This window comes from Kineococcus rubinsiae (genome assembly GCF_011839805.1).
GTDB lineage: Bacteria > Actinomycetota > Actinomycetes > Actinomycetales > Kineococcaceae > Kineococcus > Kineococcus rubinsiae.
The window spans coordinates 129379-145539 of the sequence record NZ_VWPY01000007.1; the positions used below are offsets into that span (position 1 = coordinate 129379).

At 74.2% G+C, this 16161-nt stretch carries 17 protein-coding genes, 1 pseudogene and 1 riboswitch; of the genes and pseudogenes, 15 read left to right on the top strand and 3 right to left on the bottom strand.

The features are described 5' to 3' along the window. Window positions 1-96 precede the first annotated feature (96 nt). The 14 genes from F1544_RS06565 to purM all read left to right on the top strand — a co-directional run bounded on the left by F1544_RS06565 (window position 97) and on the right by purM (window position 13191). Window positions 97-996: a sugar phosphate isomerase/epimerase family protein gene (locus tag F1544_RS06565; protein ID WP_167583459.1), complete on the top strand. Its 900-nt coding sequence runs from the start codon at window positions 97-99 to the stop codon at window positions 994-996. A 164-nt stretch (window positions 997-1160) separates the two neighbouring features. Next, complete coding sequence (locus F1544_RS06570) at window positions 1161-2159, top strand: substrate-binding domain-containing protein (protein WP_167583461.1); 999 nt, start codon at window positions 1161-1163, stop codon at window positions 2157-2159. A gap of 9 nt (window positions 2160-2168) precedes the next feature. After that, complete coding sequence (locus F1544_RS06575) at window positions 2169-3230, top strand: ABC transporter permease (protein ID WP_167583463.1); 1062 nt, start codon at window positions 2169-2171, stop codon at window positions 3228-3230. A gap of 8 nt (window positions 3231-3238) precedes the next feature. Continuing rightward, on the top strand, window positions 3239-4105 hold the full coding sequence (locus tag F1544_RS06580) for an ATP-binding cassette domain-containing protein (RefSeq protein ID WP_167583465.1): 867 nt from the start codon (window positions 3239-3241) through the stop codon (window positions 4103-4105). Between the two features lie 10 nt (window positions 4106-4115). Further along, window positions 4116-5171, top strand: a complete 1056-nt coding sequence (locus F1544_RS06585; protein WP_167583467.1) for a Gfo/Idh/MocA family protein — start codon at window positions 4116-4118, stop codon at window positions 5169-5171. Beyond that, window positions 5171-6025 (top strand): sugar phosphate isomerase/epimerase family protein, encoded by an 855-nt coding sequence (locus F1544_RS06590; RefSeq protein WP_167583469.1) that lies wholly within the window; start codon window positions 5171-5173, stop codon window positions 6023-6025. The genes F1544_RS06585 and F1544_RS06590 overlap by 1 nt, the downstream gene beginning before the upstream one ends. Window positions 6026-6093: 68 nt before the next feature. Further along, window positions 6094-6483 (top strand): tautomerase family protein, encoded by a 390-nt coding sequence (locus tag F1544_RS06595; protein ID WP_167583471.1) that lies wholly within the window; start codon window positions 6094-6096, stop codon window positions 6481-6483. Between the two features lie 34 nt (window positions 6484-6517). Continuing rightward, on the top strand, window positions 6518-6811 hold the full coding sequence (locus F1544_RS06600; protein ID WP_167583473.1) for a Dabb family protein: 294 nt from the start codon (window positions 6518-6520) through the stop codon (window positions 6809-6811). Window positions 6812-6930: 119 nt separating this feature from the next. Beyond that, window positions 6931-7024, top strand: a riboswitch (glycine riboswitch). 133 nt (window positions 7025-7157) lie between these two features. Further along, window positions 7158-8264, top strand: a complete 1107-nt coding sequence (gene gcvT / locus F1544_RS06605; protein ID WP_167583475.1) for a glycine cleavage system aminomethyltransferase GcvT — start codon at window positions 7158-7160, stop codon at window positions 8262-8264. Window position 8265: 1 nt separating this feature from the next. Further along, entirely contained in the window at window positions 8266-9666 is a 1401-nt protein-coding gene (locus F1544_RS06610; RefSeq protein WP_167583477.1) for an L-serine ammonia-lyase, read from the top strand. 86 nt (window positions 9667-9752) lie between these two features. Then, window positions 9753-10157, top strand: a complete 405-nt coding sequence (locus F1544_RS06615) for a sterol carrier family protein (RefSeq protein WP_167583479.1) — start codon at window positions 9753-9755, stop codon at window positions 10155-10157. Beyond that, on the top strand, window positions 10154-10498 hold the full coding sequence (locus F1544_RS06620; protein ID WP_167583480.1) for a hypothetical protein: 345 nt from the start codon (window positions 10154-10156) through the stop codon (window positions 10496-10498). The genes F1544_RS06615 and F1544_RS06620 overlap by 4 nt, the downstream gene beginning before the upstream one ends. Before the next feature lie 57 nt (window positions 10499-10555). Next, entirely contained in the window at window positions 10556-12079 is a 1524-nt protein-coding gene (gene purF / locus F1544_RS06625; protein ID WP_167583482.1) for an amidophosphoribosyltransferase, read from the top strand. An 8-nt stretch (window positions 12080-12087) separates the two neighbouring features. Beyond that, a complete protein-coding gene (gene purM, locus F1544_RS06630) occupies window positions 12088-13191 on the top strand; it encodes a phosphoribosylformylglycinamidine cyclo-ligase (RefSeq protein WP_167583483.1) in 1104 nt (367 codons plus the stop codon). A 61-nt stretch (window positions 13192-13252) separates the two neighbouring features. Here the strand turns inward: purM and F1544_RS06635 are convergent, their stop codons facing one another. Then, window positions 13253-13498, bottom strand: coding sequence for a DUF3073 domain-containing protein (locus tag F1544_RS06635; RefSeq protein WP_167583485.1), 246 nt, complete (start codon window positions 13496-13498; stop codon window positions 13253-13255). Between the two features lie 200 nt (window positions 13499-13698). Here F1544_RS06635 and xylB point away from each other — a divergent pair, with 200 nt between their 5' ends. After that, window positions 13699-15111: a xylulokinase gene (xylB, locus tag F1544_RS06640; protein ID WP_167583533.1), complete on the top strand. Its 1413-nt coding sequence runs from the start codon at window positions 13699-13701 to the stop codon at window positions 15109-15111. A 9-nt stretch (window positions 15112-15120) separates the two neighbouring features. On the opposite strand, the gene F1544_RS25765 is transcribed toward xylB, so the two are convergent. Both F1544_RS25765 and F1544_RS06650 read right to left on the bottom strand, forming a co-directional pair. Continuing rightward, window positions 15121-15984: a GGDEF domain-containing protein gene (locus F1544_RS25765; protein WP_167583487.1), complete on the bottom strand. Its 864-nt coding sequence runs from the start codon at window positions 15982-15984 to the stop codon at window positions 15121-15123. After that, window positions 15981-16161, bottom strand: a pseudogene (locus tag F1544_RS06650) (hypothetical protein); the annotation flags it as partial. The gene F1544_RS25765 and the pseudogene F1544_RS06650, both read right to left, overlap by 4 nt.

Sequence of the window (16161 nt, forward strand, 5' to 3'; positions counted from 1 at the left end):
GTCATCATGTCCTGACAATCCCTTGACACCTCCGGCGCACCGCGTCAGAGTTCCCCCAGCCGCAGTGGTGCGGCGCACGACGACGTGGAGGATCCCATGGGCCGCACCATCACGATCGGCTCCGCCCCGGACTCCTGGGGCGTCTGGTTCGCCGACGACCCGCTGCAGACCCCGGCGGCGCGGTTCCTCGACGAGGTCGCCGCGGCCGGGTACGAGTGGATCGAGCTGGGGCCCTACGGCTACCTGCCCACCGACCCCGCGCAGCTGGCCGACGAGCTGGCCGCGCGCCGCCTGAAGGTGTCGGCCGGCACGATCTTCGCGGCGCTGCACCGCCCCGACCACTACGCCGAGGCGTGGGCCCAGGTCGAGGCCGTCGCGAAGCTCACGAAGGCCGTCGGCGGGACCCACCTCGTGGTCATCCCCGGGCAGTGGCGCAGCGACAAGACGGGCGAGCAGATCGAGCCGCGCACGCTGGACGACGAGGGCTGGGCCCGCCTGGCGAGCGGCATGGACCGCCTGGGCCGCGACGTCATGAACGGCTACGGTCTGCAGATCGCGGTGCACTCCCACGCGGACACCCACATCGACACCCACGACGAGGTCGACCGCTTCCTCGAGCTGACCGACCCCGACGTCGTCAAGCTGTGCCTGGACACGGGGCACGTCTCCTACTCGGGCGGCGACAACCTCAAGATCATCGCCGACCACCCCGACCGCATCGCGTACGCCCACCTCAAGCAGGTGGACCCCGCGGTCGTCGCGAAGGTCAAGGAGCAGGACCTGCCCTTCGGTGAGGCCGTCAAGCTCGGGGCCATGGTCGAGCCGCCGCAGGGCGTCCCGGCCATGCCCCCCATCCTCGAGGCCCTCGCGGGGCTCGACCACGACGTGTTCGCCATCGTCGAGCAGGACCTCTACCCCGTCGCCTTCGACGCGCCGCTGCCCATCGCGCGGCGCACCCTCACCTACCTGCGCTCCTGCCGGCTCCCGCAGGCCTGAACCCGCCTCGCCGGCGCCCCTCCCGGGCCGGCGGAGCGCGCACCACCCCGCACCACCCGCACCGAGCACCACCCGCACCGAGTACTACCCCCACCAGCCCCCGCCGCACCCGCCGGGGACCACCGGGTCGACACCACGACCCGACAGAGAGGACCGGATCGACGATGATTCGCTCGCGCAAGACCGCCGTCGCGGTGTTCGTCGCCACCGCCGCGCTGGCGCTGTCCGGCTGCAGCAGCAGCGGCGGCGCGCAGAAGGACGACACCTCCTCCGACGGTGGGGGGAACGTGGCCTCCACGCCCCGCGTCAAGATCGCCATGGTCACCCACGCGGCACCCGGTGACACGTTCTGGGACATCGTGCGGGCGGGCGCGGAGGCGGCCGCCAAGAAGGACAACGTGGACCTGAACTACCAGGGTGCGCCCGAGGCGGCCGACCAGGTCAACCTGGTGCAGTCCGCGATCGACTCCAAGGTCGCCGGCATCGCCGTCACGATGGCCAAGGCCGACGCCGTCACGCCGGTCATCAAGAGCGCCAGCGACGCGGGCATCCCCGTCACCGTCCTCAACGCGGGCGGCGTCGACGCGTGGAAGGCCACGGGCGCGATCGGCTACTTCGGCTCCGACGAGAACGTCGCGGGTCAGGCCGTCGGGACGCGCCTGTCGGGCGAGGGGGCCAAGAAGGTCCTCTGCGTGATCCAGGAGCAGGGCAACGTCGCGCTGGACGCGCGTTGCGCGGGCATCAAGACCACCTTCTCGGGGTCCGTCGAGAACATCTTCGTCACCGGCACGGACATGCCGTCCGTCCAGCAGACGATCACGTCGAAGCTGCAGCAGGACCCCGCCATCGACCGGGTCGTCACCCTCGGGGCCCCGTTCGCGCTGACCGCGGTCAAGTCGGTCGCCGACGCGGGCAGCTCGGCGGTCGTGGCCACCTTCGACACCAACAAGGAGCTCGTGGCCGCGGTCCAGAGCGGTGACGTCGAGTTCGCGATCGACCAGCAGCCGTACCTGCAGGGCTACCTCGCGGTGGACGCCCTCTGGCTCAACATCAACAACGGCAACACCATCGGCGGCGGCAGCGCGACCCTGACGGGCCCCGCCTTCATCGACAAGACCAACATCGACCGCGTCGCGGAGTTCGCGGCCAAGGGCACGAGGTGAGGTCCCACCATGAGTAGCTCGACGACAGCGGCTCCCCGCGTCCCGGCGCTGCGCGCCAAGGACGACCGGGTCGCCAGGAAGTCCCTGGCGACGCGGATCCTCTCCCGGCCGGAGATCGGGTCCCTCATCGGCGCGATCGCGGTGTTCGTCCTCTTCTGCGTGGTCGCCCCGACCTTCCGGGCGGCCCCCTCGCTCGCCACGGTCGCCTACTCGGCCTCGACGATCGGCATCATGGCCGTCGCCGTCGCCCTGCTGATGATCGGCGGTGAGTTCGACCTCTCCGCCGGGGTGGTCGTCACGACCTCGGCCCTGGCGGCGTCCACCTTCGCCTTCCAGCTGGGGCTGAACCTCTGGGTCGGCGTCGTGCTCGCGCTGGCGCTGGCGCTGGGGGTGGGGGCCTTCAACGGGTGGCTCCTCATGCGCACGGGACTCCCCAGCTTCCTCATCACCCTGGGCACGTTCTTCATGCTGCAGGGCCTCAACCTCGGTGTGACCAAGCTGCTGACGGGCGGGGTCTCCTCGGACTCGGTGGCCGACATGGACGGCTTCGCCGGCGCGCAGGCCGTGTTCGCCTCGACCCTCAAGGTCGGCGGGGTCGGGATCAAGATCACCGTGCTCTGGTGGATCCTGTTCGTCGTCATCGCCACCTGGGTGCTCCTGCGCACCCGGGTCGGCAACTGGATCTTCGCCGTGGGCGGGGACGACGCCGCCGCGCGCGCGGTCGGTGTCCCCGTCAGGAAGACCAAGATCGGTCTCTTCATGACGGTCGGGTTCGCCGGCTGGTTCGTGGGCATGCACCAGCTCTTCAGCTTCGACTCGATCCAGTCCGGCGGTGGCGTGGGGCAGGAGTTCATCTACATCATCGCCGCGGTCGTGGGCGGCTGCCTGCTCACGGGCGGGTACGGCTCGGCGATCGGCTCGGCGGTCGGTGCTCTCATCTTCGGGATGACGAGCCTCGGCATCGTCTACGCCGGGTGGGACGCAAACTGGTTCAAGCTGTTCCTCGGCGTGATGCTCCTGCTGGCCACGATCGTGAACCTGCTCGTCAAGAACCAGGCGGCGAAGAGGTGAGCGGCGACGTGACGACCCCGACGGACCAGCCCCGGCACGACGCGACGGTCGAGATCCTCCGCCTCGACGACGTGGGCAAGAGCTACGGCAACGTCCACGCCCTGCGCGGGGTGTCCCTGTCGGTGCGGCAGGGGGAGATCACCTGCGTCCTGGGCGACAACGGAGCCGGCAAGTCGACGCTGATCAAGATCATCGCCGGCCTGCACACGCACAGCTCGGGACAGCTGACGGTCAACGGCGAGGAGGTGCACTTCTCCTCACCCCGCGAGTCGCTCGAGCGGGGCATCGCCACGGTCTACCAGGACCTGGCGCTCGTGCCGCTGATGTCGATCTGGCGCAACTTCTTCCTCGGCGCCGAGCTGACGACCGGATCGGGCCCGTTCAAGCGCCTGGACGTCAAGCGCATGGTCCAGGTCGCCGACGAGGAGCTGACCAAGATGGGCATCAGCGTGCCCGACCTCGAACGCCCCGTGGGGGCGCTCTCGGGGGGGCAGCGGCAGTGCATCGCCATCGCCCGGGCCATCTACTTCGGGGCGAAGGTCCTCATCCTCGACGAGCCCACGGCCGCCCTCGGCGTCAAGCAGTCCGGTGTGGTGCTCAAGTACGTCGCGAAGGCCCGCGACGCCGGCCTCGGCGTCATCTTCATCACCCACAACCCGCACCACGCGTACCTGGTGGGCAACCACTTCGTGATTCTCAACCGCGGCAACGTCTCCCTCGACAAGGCCCGGCAGGACATCACGCTGGAGCAGCTCACGAACGAGATGGCCGGCGGCTCCGAGCTCGAGGCCCTCAGCCACGAGCTCTCCGCCCCCGGCGTGACCCCCGAGCCCGCCACCGCCCTGGCGGCGGGTCACCGCGACGACGAGAGGTGAGACCAGGCCGATGAGCACGGCGACACGTTCCACTCCGCACACGGCCCGCGAGGGCTACGACCGCGACCTGCGCGTCGCCGTGCTCGGCGTCGGCATGATGGGCCAGGACCACGCCCGGCGGCTCGCGCGGCTGACCAAGGGCGCGCAGCTCGTCGCGGTCAGCGATGTGGACGTCGCCCGCACCGACGCGGTGGCCGCCGAGTTCGGCGTCCGGGCCCTGCACGACCCGGGGGCGGCCATCGAGGACCCCGACGTGGACGCGGTCGTGATCGCGACCCCCGGGTTCACCCACGAGGGGCTGGTCCTGCAGGCCCTGGCCGCCGGCAAGCCGACCCTGTGCGAGAAGCCCCTGACCACCTCGCCGGAGACCGCCCGCAAGGTCGTCGAGGCCGAGCACGCCCTGGGCCGTCCGCTGGTGCAGGTCGGGTTCATGCGCCGCTTCGACGCGGAGTACCAGGAGCTCCGGGCGCTCGTCGCCTCGCAGGAGCTGGGCCGTCCCCTGTTCCTGCACTGCGCGCACCGCAACGCCACCACCCCGCCGAACTTCAGCTCCGAGATGCTCATCCTCGACTCGGTGGTCCACGAGGTGGACGTGGCCAGGTTCCTGCTCGGCGAGGAGATCACCGCCATCACGGTGCTCCGGCCCGGTGCGACCTCGCACGCCCCGGAGGGTCTGCAGGACCCGCAGTTCGTCGTGATGGAGACCGAGAGCGGCGCACTGGTCGACGTGGAGATCTTCGTGAACACGACCTTCGGCTACGAGGTGCGCACCGAGCTGGTCGCCGAGCGCGGCAGTGCGCAGATCGGACTCGGCGTGGGTCTGGTGTCGCACTCGGCGCGGGGGTGGGGCGGGGGCATCGCGGCGGACTTCAAGGAGCGCTTCGGCACCGCCTACGACACCGAGTTCCAGCGCTGGGTGGACGCCGTCCGCAGCGGCGCGGGCGTCGACGGGCCGGGGGTGTGGGACGGGTACGCCGCCGCGGCCGTCTGCGCCGCCGGCGTCGAGTCGCTGCGCACCGGCCGCCGCGTCGAGGTCGACCTCGGCGAACGTCCCGGGGCGGCCTGATGCAGATCGCCCTCGACACGTACATGTTCCGCGAGGTCCCGCTGCTGGAGCTCCCGGGCGTCGTCGCGGACCTCGGCTACGAGTGGATCGAGCTCTCGCCGCGCGAGGACGTGATCCCGTTCTTCCGCCACCCGCGCATCGACCTGGCCGGGGTGCGCGCGTTCCGCAAGGCGCTCGACGCGGCGGGGGTCGGGGTCTGCTCGACGCAGTTCGTGCAGCGCTGGTCCGGGCCGGGGGAGGACGAGCGCCGCGCGGCCGTGCGCAACGTGCGGCGCATCCTCGAGATCACCACCGAGCTCGGTGTGCCCGTCGTGCAGTCGGAGTTCAACGGCCGCCCCGAGCTGCCCGAGGCGAGCGAGGCCCGGTTCCTGGACTCCTTCGACGAGCTCGCCCCGGCCTTCGAGGCCGCGGGGGTGGAGCTGCGCCTGGAGCCGCACCCCGACGACTTCGTCGAGGACGGCTTCCGGGCGGTGGACCTGGTCCGCGGGCTGGACCGGCCCTGGGTGGGTTTCGTGTACTGCCTCCCGCACACGTTCCACCAGGGTGGTGACGGCCCCGGGATCGTCCGCTACGCGGGGGACCTGCTGCGCCACGTCCACGTCGCGGACTCCTTCGACCCGCGCGGCTCCTCGGGCCTGCGCTACATCGTCAACCCGCCCGGGTCCACGGCCCGGGTCCACCAGCACCTCGACCTCGGCGAGGGGGAGGTCGACGTCGACGGCATCTTCGCCGCGCTCGGCGAGATCGGCTTCGACGGCGCCCTGTGCTCGAGCGTCTTCGCGTGGGAGGAGCGGCGCGAGGAGTCCAGCCGCCTCATGCGCCGCCGCATCCAGGAGCTCGTCGACCGCTGGTGACACCCCGGCACGGCCCGGCGCGGTGGGCGGGCCGTGTCAGCACGTCAGGACCAACTCCAGGAGGACCCGTGCCGCTGCTCCGCTTCGACCTCGTCGCCGGCCGCACCCCGCAGGCGCTGACCGCGCTCCTCGACGCCGCCCACGCGGCGGTCGTCGAGGCCTTCGACGTGCCGCCGGGGGACCGCTACCAGGTCGTGCACCAGCACCCGGCGGGCGAGCTCGTCGTGCACGACACGGGGCTGGGCATCGAGCGCACCGACGAGGTCGTCCTGCTCCAGGTGACCAGCCGCCCGCGCTCGCGGGAGCAGAAGGAGCGCTTCTACGCGCTGCTCGTCGAGAACCTGCGGCGCGACTGCGGCACCGCACCCTCCGACGTCGTCGTCTCCGTCGTCGAGAGCTCCGACGCCGACTGGTCCTTCGGCCACGGGCGCGCGCAGTTCCTCACCGGCGAGCTGTGACCCGGGGCGGGCCCGCCTGCGGCACAGTGGGCCCGTGATCGAGCACACCGTCTGCTTCACCCTCGTCCACCCCGAGGGCTCCCCGGCCGAGCAGGACTTCCTCACCGGGGGCCGCGAGGTCCTCACCGCCGTCCCGGGCGTGCAGGACTTCGCCGTCAGCCGCCAGGTCAGCCCGAAGAGCCCGTTCCGCTTCCGGTTCTCCATGCGCTTCGCCGACCAGGCCGCCTACCGCGCCTACGACGAGCACCCCGCGCACCGCGGCTTCGTCGAGCAGCGCTGGGCCGTCGAGGTCGCCGACTTCCAGGAGTTCGACTTCACCGCCTGGTGAGTCGACCGCCTGGTGACGCCGCTGGTGGCCGCACCCGCACGTCGCGGGGAGTGGCCCCGGCCGTCGCCGTTGTGCGACGCTCGGCCTGCACGCACAACAGAACAGCACCACCAGGCCGCATCCCCCGGGCGGGAGAGCCCCACCGCGCACGCGGTGGGCACCGAAGGAGCAACCACCCCGGAACCTCTCAGGTCCACGGACCGCCACGGGCAGGCCGCTCTGGAGAGCAGGACCACGTCGTGGTCCGCACCGACGGGCACCGCTGCGGCGGGAGCACCGGAGGCTCGACAGAGGGGGTCCCACGTGCGGTCGCACCCGGCGACGGCACGGTTCGAGAGGAGCCCCCGTGAGCCGCCCGTCCCCCCTGCACGAGGTCCACGCCGCCCTCGGCGCGACCTTCACCGACTTCGCGGGCTGGTCGATGCCCGTGCGCTACGCCTCCGACCTCGCCGAGCACCGCGCCGTGCGCGAGACGGCCGGCGTGTTCGACCTGTCCCACATGGGCGAGATCCGGGTCACCGGGCCCGCCGCGGGCGCCGCCCTGGACGCGGCCCTGGTCGGGACGCCGTCGGCGATGCCGCTGGGCCGGGCCGCCTACGGGATGCTCGTGGACACCGACGGCGGGATCCTCGACGACCTCGTGACGTACCGCCTGGGCGAGCAGGAGTTCCTGGTCATCGCCAACGCCTCCAACGTCGAGGTCGTGGCCACGGCCCTCACCGAGCGCGCCGCGGGCTTCGACGCCGTCGTGGCCGACGAGTCCGAGCAGCACGCCCTCGTGGCCGTGCAGGGCCCGGCGTCCGCGGCGATCCTCGCGCCGCTCGTCGACGTCGACCTCGCGGTGGTCCGCTACTACCGCTCGCAGCCCGCGACCCTGCGCACCGCAGGCGGTCCCGTCGACGTCCTGCTCGCCCGCACCGGGTACACGGGCGAGGACGGCTTCGAGGTGTTCACCGCGACCGGCGACGCCGTGGCCGCCTGGGAGGCGCTGCTCGGCGCCGGCCGCGAGCACGGCGCCGTCCCGGCCGGTCTGGCCTGCCGCGACACGCTGCGCCTGGAGGCCGGCATGCCGCTGTACGGGCACGAGCTGACCCGCGACCGCAACCCCTACGAGGCGCGGCTGGGGCGGGTGGTGAAGCTCGACGCCCCGGGCGACTTCACGGGCCGGGCGGCGCTGGAGGCGGCCGCCGCCGCCGAGCCCGTTGAGCTGCTGGTGGGCCTGCGGGGCAGCGGCCGGCGCGCGGGCCGGGAGGGCTACGCGGTCCTCGCGGGCGAGGACGTCGTGGGTCGCGTCACGAGCGGCGCGCTCTCCCCGACCCTCGGGTACCCCGTCGCCATGGCCTACGTCCGGGCGGACCTCGCGGTCGTCGGCACGGCGCTCGCCGTGGACGTGCGGGGCAGCGCGCAGCCCGTCGCGGTCGTCGAGCTGCCCTTCTACCGCCGGGCGCGCTGACGTGGCCGTCAGCGTGTTCGACATGTTCTCGATCGGCATCGGCCCGTCGAGCTCGCACACCGTCGGCCCGCTGCGGGCGGCGTGCGCGTTCGCCGAGGGCCTCGAGGCCGGCGGGCTCCTGGAGCGCACCTCCCGCGTCGTCGTCGAGCTGTGGGGTTCGCTGGGCGCCACGGGGCGCGGGCACGGCAGCGACCGCGCCGTCCTGCTGGGGCTGCTCGGCCAGCACGCCGAGACGGTGGACATCGAGATCGTCCCGACCCTGTTGGAGACCGTGCGCGAGCGCGGGACGCTGGACCTGCTGGGCCGGCACCGCATCGGCTTCGACGTCGACGCGGACCTGGTGCTGATCGGGAACCGGGCGCTGCCGGACCACCCCAACGGGATGGTGTTCCGCGCGTTCGCCGCGGACGGGGCGCTGCTCGCCGAGCGGACCTCCTACTCCGTCGGGGGCGGGTTCGTCCGCGACCACCCGCTCGACGCCACCGCGCCCGTCGCCGAGGTGGGCGCGGAGCTGCCGCACCCCTTCCGCACGGGCGCGGAGCTCCTGCAGGCTTGCCGCACGACCGGGCTCGGCGTGGCGGACGTGGTGCGCCGCAACGAGGAGCACGTCCGGCCGGCCGCCGACGTCGACGCCGGGCTGCTGCGCATCTTCGCCGCCATGGCGGCCTGCGTGGACCGTGGGCTCGTCTCGGGCGGGACCCTGCCCGGCGGTCTCGGCGTGCGCCGCCGCGCCCCCGGCCTGCACGCCCAGCTGCTCGCCGAGGACGCCGACGCCGACTCGCCCGTGGACGCGCTGCGCGCCATGGACTGGGTGAGCCTGTTCGCGCTCGCGGTCAACGAGGAGAACGCCGCGGGCGGCCGGGTCGTCACCGCGCCCACCAACGGCGCCGCGGGCATCGTCCCCGCCGTCCTGCACTTCTACCGCCGGTTCGTGCCCGGCGCCGACGACGCGGGCACGGTCCGCTTCCTGCTCGCCGCGGGCGGCCTGGGGATCGTGCTGAAGGAGACGGGCTCCATCTCGGGCGCCGAGGTCGGCTGCCAGGGGGAGGTCGGCTCCGCGAGCGCCATGGCCGCGGCCGGGCTGGCCGAGGTGCTGGGCGGGACGCCGGAGCAGGTGGAGAACGCCGCCGAGATCGCCATCGAGCACCACCTGGGCCTGACGTGCGACCCCGTCGGCGGGCTCGTGCAGATCCCCTGCATCGAGCGCAACGCCGTGGGCGCCACCACCGCGATCCACGCGGCCCGCACCGCGATGCGCGGCGACGGCGTGCACGTCGTCAGCCTCGACACGGTCATCCGCACGATGCGCCAGACCGGCGCGCACATGCGCTCGGAGTACAAGGAGACCTCGCGCGGCGGCCTCGCGCTGACCGTCGTCGGCGTCAACGTCCCGGAGTGCTGACCGGCTGAGGCGCCGACCGCGCTTGCCGGTCCGGACGGCGCGGGTCCCGGACGGCGCGGGGCCCGGCGGTGGCGGACGATGGGGGCATGCCCGCACGACGCCGCACCGATCCCGTCGAGGGGCTCTCCGCCGCCCGCACCGCCCTGGAGACGATCTCGGCCGGCGGGAAGCCGCCGCGCCCCATGCTCGCCACCGGGGTCCGCTACGCCCTCGAGGAGCTGGCCGCGCGCTACCCGGGCGGCAGCGTCGAGGTCCGCGTGCCGCCCTTCGGTGCGGTGCAGGTCATCGAGGGCCCGCGGCACACCCGCGGCACGCCGCCCGCGGTCGTCGAGATGGACGCCGTGACGTGGCTCGAGGTGGCCAGCGGGCGGCTGGCGTTCGACGCCGCGCGCTCCGCGGGGCGGGTCCTGGCCAGCGGCAACCGCGCCGACCTCACCGACCTGCTGCCGGTGCTCGAGGCGGACGCCGCAGGACGTACGGTCGCAGGGTGAGCGACGCCGAGCACCGCCCCGCGCCCGACGACGAGGCCCTCGACGTCCCGCCGCCCGCACCCGCCGCCGGCGACGACCCCGCGGGGGAGGCCGAACCCGAGGCCGAGCCCGAGGGCACCGGCTTCGTGCAGGTCACCCGCCGCCGCGCGCCGCGCTACCGGGCCTTCGTGCTCACGGGCATCGGCGTCGCGGCCCTCGTCTCGCTCGTCACCGCGCTCGTCAGCTCACCCGCCGACGGGTACTCGCAGCGGCAGCTGTTCGGCTTCCTGCTCGTGTCCCTGGGCGTCTTCGGGGCCATCGTCGGGGGCCTCGTCGCGGTCCTCGTGGAGCGCCGCCGCTGACCTCCGCACGGGTGGCGCCGGTCGGGCGCCCCGGCCGCGGTGTGACACACTCGGAACGTGGCCCGCGGTGACGGACGTCTGAACCACGACCTGCTCCCCGGAGAGAAAGGACCTCAGGACGCTTGTGGCGTCTTCGGGGTCTGGGCTCCCGGTGAGGAAGTCTCCAAGCTCACGTTCTACGGCCTCTACGCCCTGCAGCACCGGGGCCAGGAGGCCGCGGGGATCGCGGTGAGCAACGGCGAGCAGATCCTGGTGTTCAAGGACACCGGTCTGGTCTCCCAGGTGTTCGACGAGTCGGCGCTGGAGTCCCTGCAGGGGCACATCGCCGTCGGTCACACCCGCTACTCCACGACCGGCGGTGGTGGCTGGGAGAACGCGCAGCCCACTCTCGGCGCGACGGCCGGCGGCACGGTCGCCCTGGCGCACAACGGCAACCTCACCAACTCCTTCGCCCTGCGCGAGCTGCTCGCCGAGCGCTACCCCGAGCAGCCCGCGGGTTCGCCCGGCCGGCCCTCCGCGGGGGAGATCGCCCGCGGAAACACGACCGACACGGCGATCATCACGGCGCTGTTCGCGGGCGACCCGGACCACACCCTCGAGGCGACCGCGAGCGAGGTGCTCCCGCACGTCGAGGGCGCCTTCAGCCTCGTCTTCATGGACGAGCACACGCTGTACGCGGCGCGCGACCGGCACGGCATCCGACCGCTCGTCCTGGGCCGCCTCGACCGCGGCTGGGTCGTGGCCAGCGAGACGGCCGCGCTCGACATCGTCGGCGCGAGCCAGGTCCGCGAGATCGAGCCGGGCGAGCTCATCGCCATCGACGCGGACGGCCTGCGCTCCAGCCGCTTCGCCGAGGCCAAGCCCAAGGGCTGCGTCTTCGAGTACGTCTACCTGGCGCGTCCCGACACCACCATCAGCGGCCGCGTCGTGCACGAGGCCCGCGTCGAGATGGGCCGCACGCTGGCCCGCGAGCACCCCGTCGAGGCCGACCTGGTCATCCCGACGCCGGAGTCGGGCACCCCCGCCGCGATCGGCTACGCCGAGGCGTCCGGGATCCCCTACGGCCAGGGCCTGGTGAAGAACGCCTACGTCGGGCGCACGTTCATCCAGCCGAGCCAGACCATCCGGCAGCTGGGGATCCGGCTGAAGCTGAACCCGCTGAAGAACGTGGTGCACGGCAAGAAGCTGGTCGTGGTCGACGACTCGATCGTGCGCGGCAACACCCAGCGGGCCCTCATCCGGATGCTGCGGGAGGCCGGTGCGCTCGAGGTGCACGTGCGGATCTCCTCGCCACCGGTGACGTGGCCGTGCTTCTACGGCATCGACTTCGCGACGCGCGCCGAGCTCATCGCGACCGGCCTGGGCGTCGAGGACGTGCGCACGAGCATCGGCGCCGACTCCCTCGGCTACATCTCCCCCGAGGGGATGATCGAGGCGACCGAGCAGCCCGTCGAGAAGCTGTGCACGGCCTGCTTCAGCGGGACCTACCCGGTGCCGCTGCCCGACGTGGAGCGCCTCGGCCGGCACTCCCTGGACGCGCGGCGCATCCCGATCACGCCCGTCGCCTCCACCACGCGGTGAGCGCCCCCGTGAGCGGACGGCCCGCAGGCGGCACCACCTACGCCGACGCCGGCGTGGACGTGGTGGCCGGCGACCGCGCCGTGGAGCTGATGAAGGCGTCCGTGGCCCGGACGCACGGACCGCAGGTCGTGGGCGGCTTCGGCGGCTTCGCCGGGCTGTACGACGTGAGCGCCCTCAAGGCGTTCCGCCGGCCCCTGCTGGCCACGAGCACCGACGGCGTGGGCACCAAGGTCGCCGTCGCCCAGGCGCTCGACGTCCACGACACGATCGGCTTCGACCTGATCGGCATGGTCGTCGACGACATCGTGGTCTGCGGCGCCACCCCGCTGTTCATGACGGACTACATCGCGTGCGGGCGGGTCGTGCCCGAGCGGATGGCCGCGATCGTGGCCGGCATCGCCCGGGCCTGCGAGGAGGCGGGCGTCGCGCTCGTCGGCGGCGAGACCGCCGAGCACCCCGGCCTGCTGGGCCCGGAGGAGTACGACGTCGCCGGCGCGGTCACGGGGGCCGTCGAGGCCGACGAGCTGCTGGGCGCCGAGAAGGTCCGCGCGGGCGACGTGCTCGTCGCGATGGCGTCCTCGGGGCTGCACTCCAACGGCTACTCGCTCGTGCGCCGCGTCGTCGCCGACGCGGGCTGGTCCTACGAACGCCACGTCGAGGAGTTCGGCCGCACGCTGGGCGAGGAGCTCCTCGAGCCGACCCGGATCTACGCGAAGCCCGCGCTCGCGACCCTCGCCACCGGCGGGGTGCACGCCATGAGCCACGTGACCGGTGGGGGCCTGGCGGCCAACCTGGCCCGGTGCCTGCCCGTCGACGTGACCGCCGAGGTGGACCGCGGGACGTGGACGCCCGGCCCGGTCTTCTCGACCGTCCGGGACCTGGGGGGCGTGCCCGCGGCCGACCTGGAGCGCACGCTCAACCTCGGCGTGGGCATGGTGGCCGTCGTCGCCGCCGGGCAGGCCGCGGCGGTCGTGAGCAGCGTGGAGAGCGCCGGGATCCCGGCGTGGGTGTGCGGTGAGGTCCGGCCTCGCACGGAGGCGGACGGGTCGAGCAACGGCAAGGGTGTGTCAGGCGGCGTGACGCTCCTCCGGGGCCGTCACCAGGGGTGGTGACGGGCGAGGGAACGGCACGCCGACCGGCAAGCGTGACTGCTCGGATCAGGGAGACGCTGCGTCAAGCGCGGCGCTTCGTCGCCCAGTCCTCGTAGTCGTCCTCCGGAGGCTGGTACGAGTCCACGTACGGCTCGTCCTCCTCGACTTCCGGCTCCGGCACGACGGGGGCGGTGTTCCGCCCCGCCGGGCTGAAGCGGTCGGGCCCGTGCAGCTCGCGTTGCAACGCGTTGTAGTCGGTGTCGGGGCTGAAGTACTTCAGCTCCCGAGCGACCTTCGTCTGCTTGGCCTTCTGACGGCCGCGCCCCATGGCGTCGACCCCCTCGCGCGTCGGCCGGGGCAGGCTGAGCGTGCCCCGGAGCAGCTGTCATCTCTCCGTGGTCCCAAAGGTACATGTTCGCGGGAGCTTCCGGCATCCCGGTCGTGCGCGGGGGGTCGCGGGGGCACCCCGGACGCCCCGCGGGGTCACCCGTGCGGAGCAGCCGCGCGGGGAGGGTGTTGGCTGTGCCCATGCCCAAGGTGGCGGGGATCGACTCCTCGACCCAGTCCTGCAAGGTCGTCGTCCGTGATGCCGGGACGGGGGACCTGCTGCGCTCCGGGCGTGCCCGGCACCCCGACGGCAGCGAGGTCGACCCCGCCCACTGGTGGCGGGCGCTCACCGAGGCGGTCGCCGACGCGGGCGGCCTCGACGACGTGGACGCGATCGCCGTGGGCGCGCAGCAGCACGGCTCCGTGCTGCTCGACGACGCCGGCGAGGTCGTCCGCCCCGCTCTGCTGTGGAACGACGGCCGCTCGGCCGGCGCCGCCGCGGAGCTGACCGCCGAGCTCGGCGGCCCGGGCGCGTGGGCCCGCGAGGTGGGCAGCGAGCTCGTCGCCTCCCTGACCATCACCAAGCTGCGCTGGCTGGCCGAGCACGAGCCGGAGACGGTCGCCCGGACCCGCTCGGTCTGCCTGCCGCACGACTGGCTCACCCACCGCCTCGCGGGTGGCGCGGCCGCGGGGGCGCAGCTGTCGACCGACCGCGGCGACGCCAGCGGCACGGGCTACTACGCGCCCGCCGCGGGGGAGTACCGCCACGACCTGCTGCGGCGCGCGTTCGGCGCCGACGCGGAGCTGCCCACGGTGCTCGACGCCGCGGGCAGCGCCGGCCGCAGCGCGAGCGACGTGTCCCGCGGGGCCGTGCTGGGCGCGGGCACGGGCGACAACATGGCCGCGGCCCTGGGGGTCGGCGCGCAGCTCGGCGACGTCGTCGTCTCGATCGGGACCTCCGGCGTGGTCAGCGTCGTCAGCGACGTGGCCACCACCGACGAGAGCGGCCTGGTGGCGGGCTTCGCCGACGCGACCGGGCACTTCCTGCCCCTGGTCTGCACCCTCAACGCGGCCCGCGTCCTGGACTCCGCGGCGGCCCTGCTCGGCGTCGACCACGCGGAGCTGTCCCGGCTCGCCCTGTCCGCGCCCGCCGGCGCGGGCGGTCTCGTGCTGGTCCCGTACCTGGAGGGCGAGCGGACGCCCGTGCGCCCCGACAGCACCGGCGCCCTGCACGGCCTGACCCTGGCCACCAGCACCCCCGCGCACCTGGCGCGCGCCACCGTCGAGGGCCTGCTGTGCGGGCTCGCGGACGGCCTCGACGCCCTCGTCGCGCAGGGCGTGCGGGTCGGGCGGGTCGTCCTCGTCGGGGGCGGCGCGCGCTCGGAGGCCGTGCGCCGGCTGGCCCCGGCCGTCCTGGGCCACCCGGTCGTCGTGCCCGAGCCGGGGGAGTACGTGGCCGACGGCGCCGCGCGGCAGGCCGCGTGGGCGCTCGCCGGCGGCGACGCGCCGCCCGCCTGGGTGCTCGGCGCCAGCACGACGCTGGAGGCCGACCCGACCCCGGCGGTGCGCGAGCGCTACGCCCAGGTCCGCGACCTCACGGCCGACCGCCTCTGAGCGGGCGGGTCAGGCCCCGCCCAGGCGGGCGCGGGCGGCCTGCTTGTCCACGTACATCCGGGCGTCGGCCTCGGCCAGCACCGACTCCGTCGGACGGTCCAGGTCGTCCACGGCCCACCCGACGCTGAGCCGGACCGGGCGGCCCGGCGCGCCGCCCGAGGGCAGCACGTTGCGGCGCAGGCGGTCGCAGAGCCGCTCGACGTCGCCGGTCGGCACGCCCTCGACGAGGAGCACGAACTCGTCGCCGCCCAGGCGGGCGACGGTGTCGCTCGGGCGGACCTCCCGCGTCAGGGCCCGGGCCACCTGGACGAGGACGTCGTCGCCCGCGCGGTGCCCCCGCAGGTCGTTGACGTCCTTGAGCCCGTCGACGTCGCACACCAGCAGGAACGTCGGCGACCCCGTGTGGCGGGACCGCTCGCGCGCGCTGCGCCACCGGTCGGCCAGCAGGGCGCGGTTCGGCAGGCCCGTGAGGCGGTCGTGGGTGGCGCGGTGCGCGAGGGTCCGCTCCCGGGCCAGGCGGTCGGTGACGTCCCACGCCGCGACGGCGACCTCGCCGGACGGGGTGCCCGTCAGCGCCACCTCCAGGCGCAGCCCGGGCGCGGCCCGCAGCCGCACCACGGCGCTGCCGACCCGCTGCGTGCGGACCCGCTCGAGGGCCCGCAGGGCCCGGTCGCGGTCGGCGGGGACGAGCAGGTCGGGGGCCTCGGCCCCGCACAGCTCCCCGTGGCGCGAGCCGCCGGCGAGGGCCGTGGCGCGCGCCGACGCCCAGCGCACCCGGCTGCCGTCGAGCACGGCGGTGGCCGCGGGACCGTCGACGGCGAGCGCCCGCCAGTCGAGGTCCGGGACGCCCGCGGGCTCGGGGGTGCTCGTCACCGGGCGGCGCGGTCCCCGTCGGCCCAGGCCGCCACCACGCCGGTGGCGGCCCCGGTCGCGAGCACGGCCGGCCACGTCCCGAGGCGGTGCGAGAGCAGGTGCGAGACGCCGACGAGCGCGACGGTCGCGGCGCACGCGGCCGCGGCGGCCAGGGGGGAGCGCCGCCCGGCCCAGCCC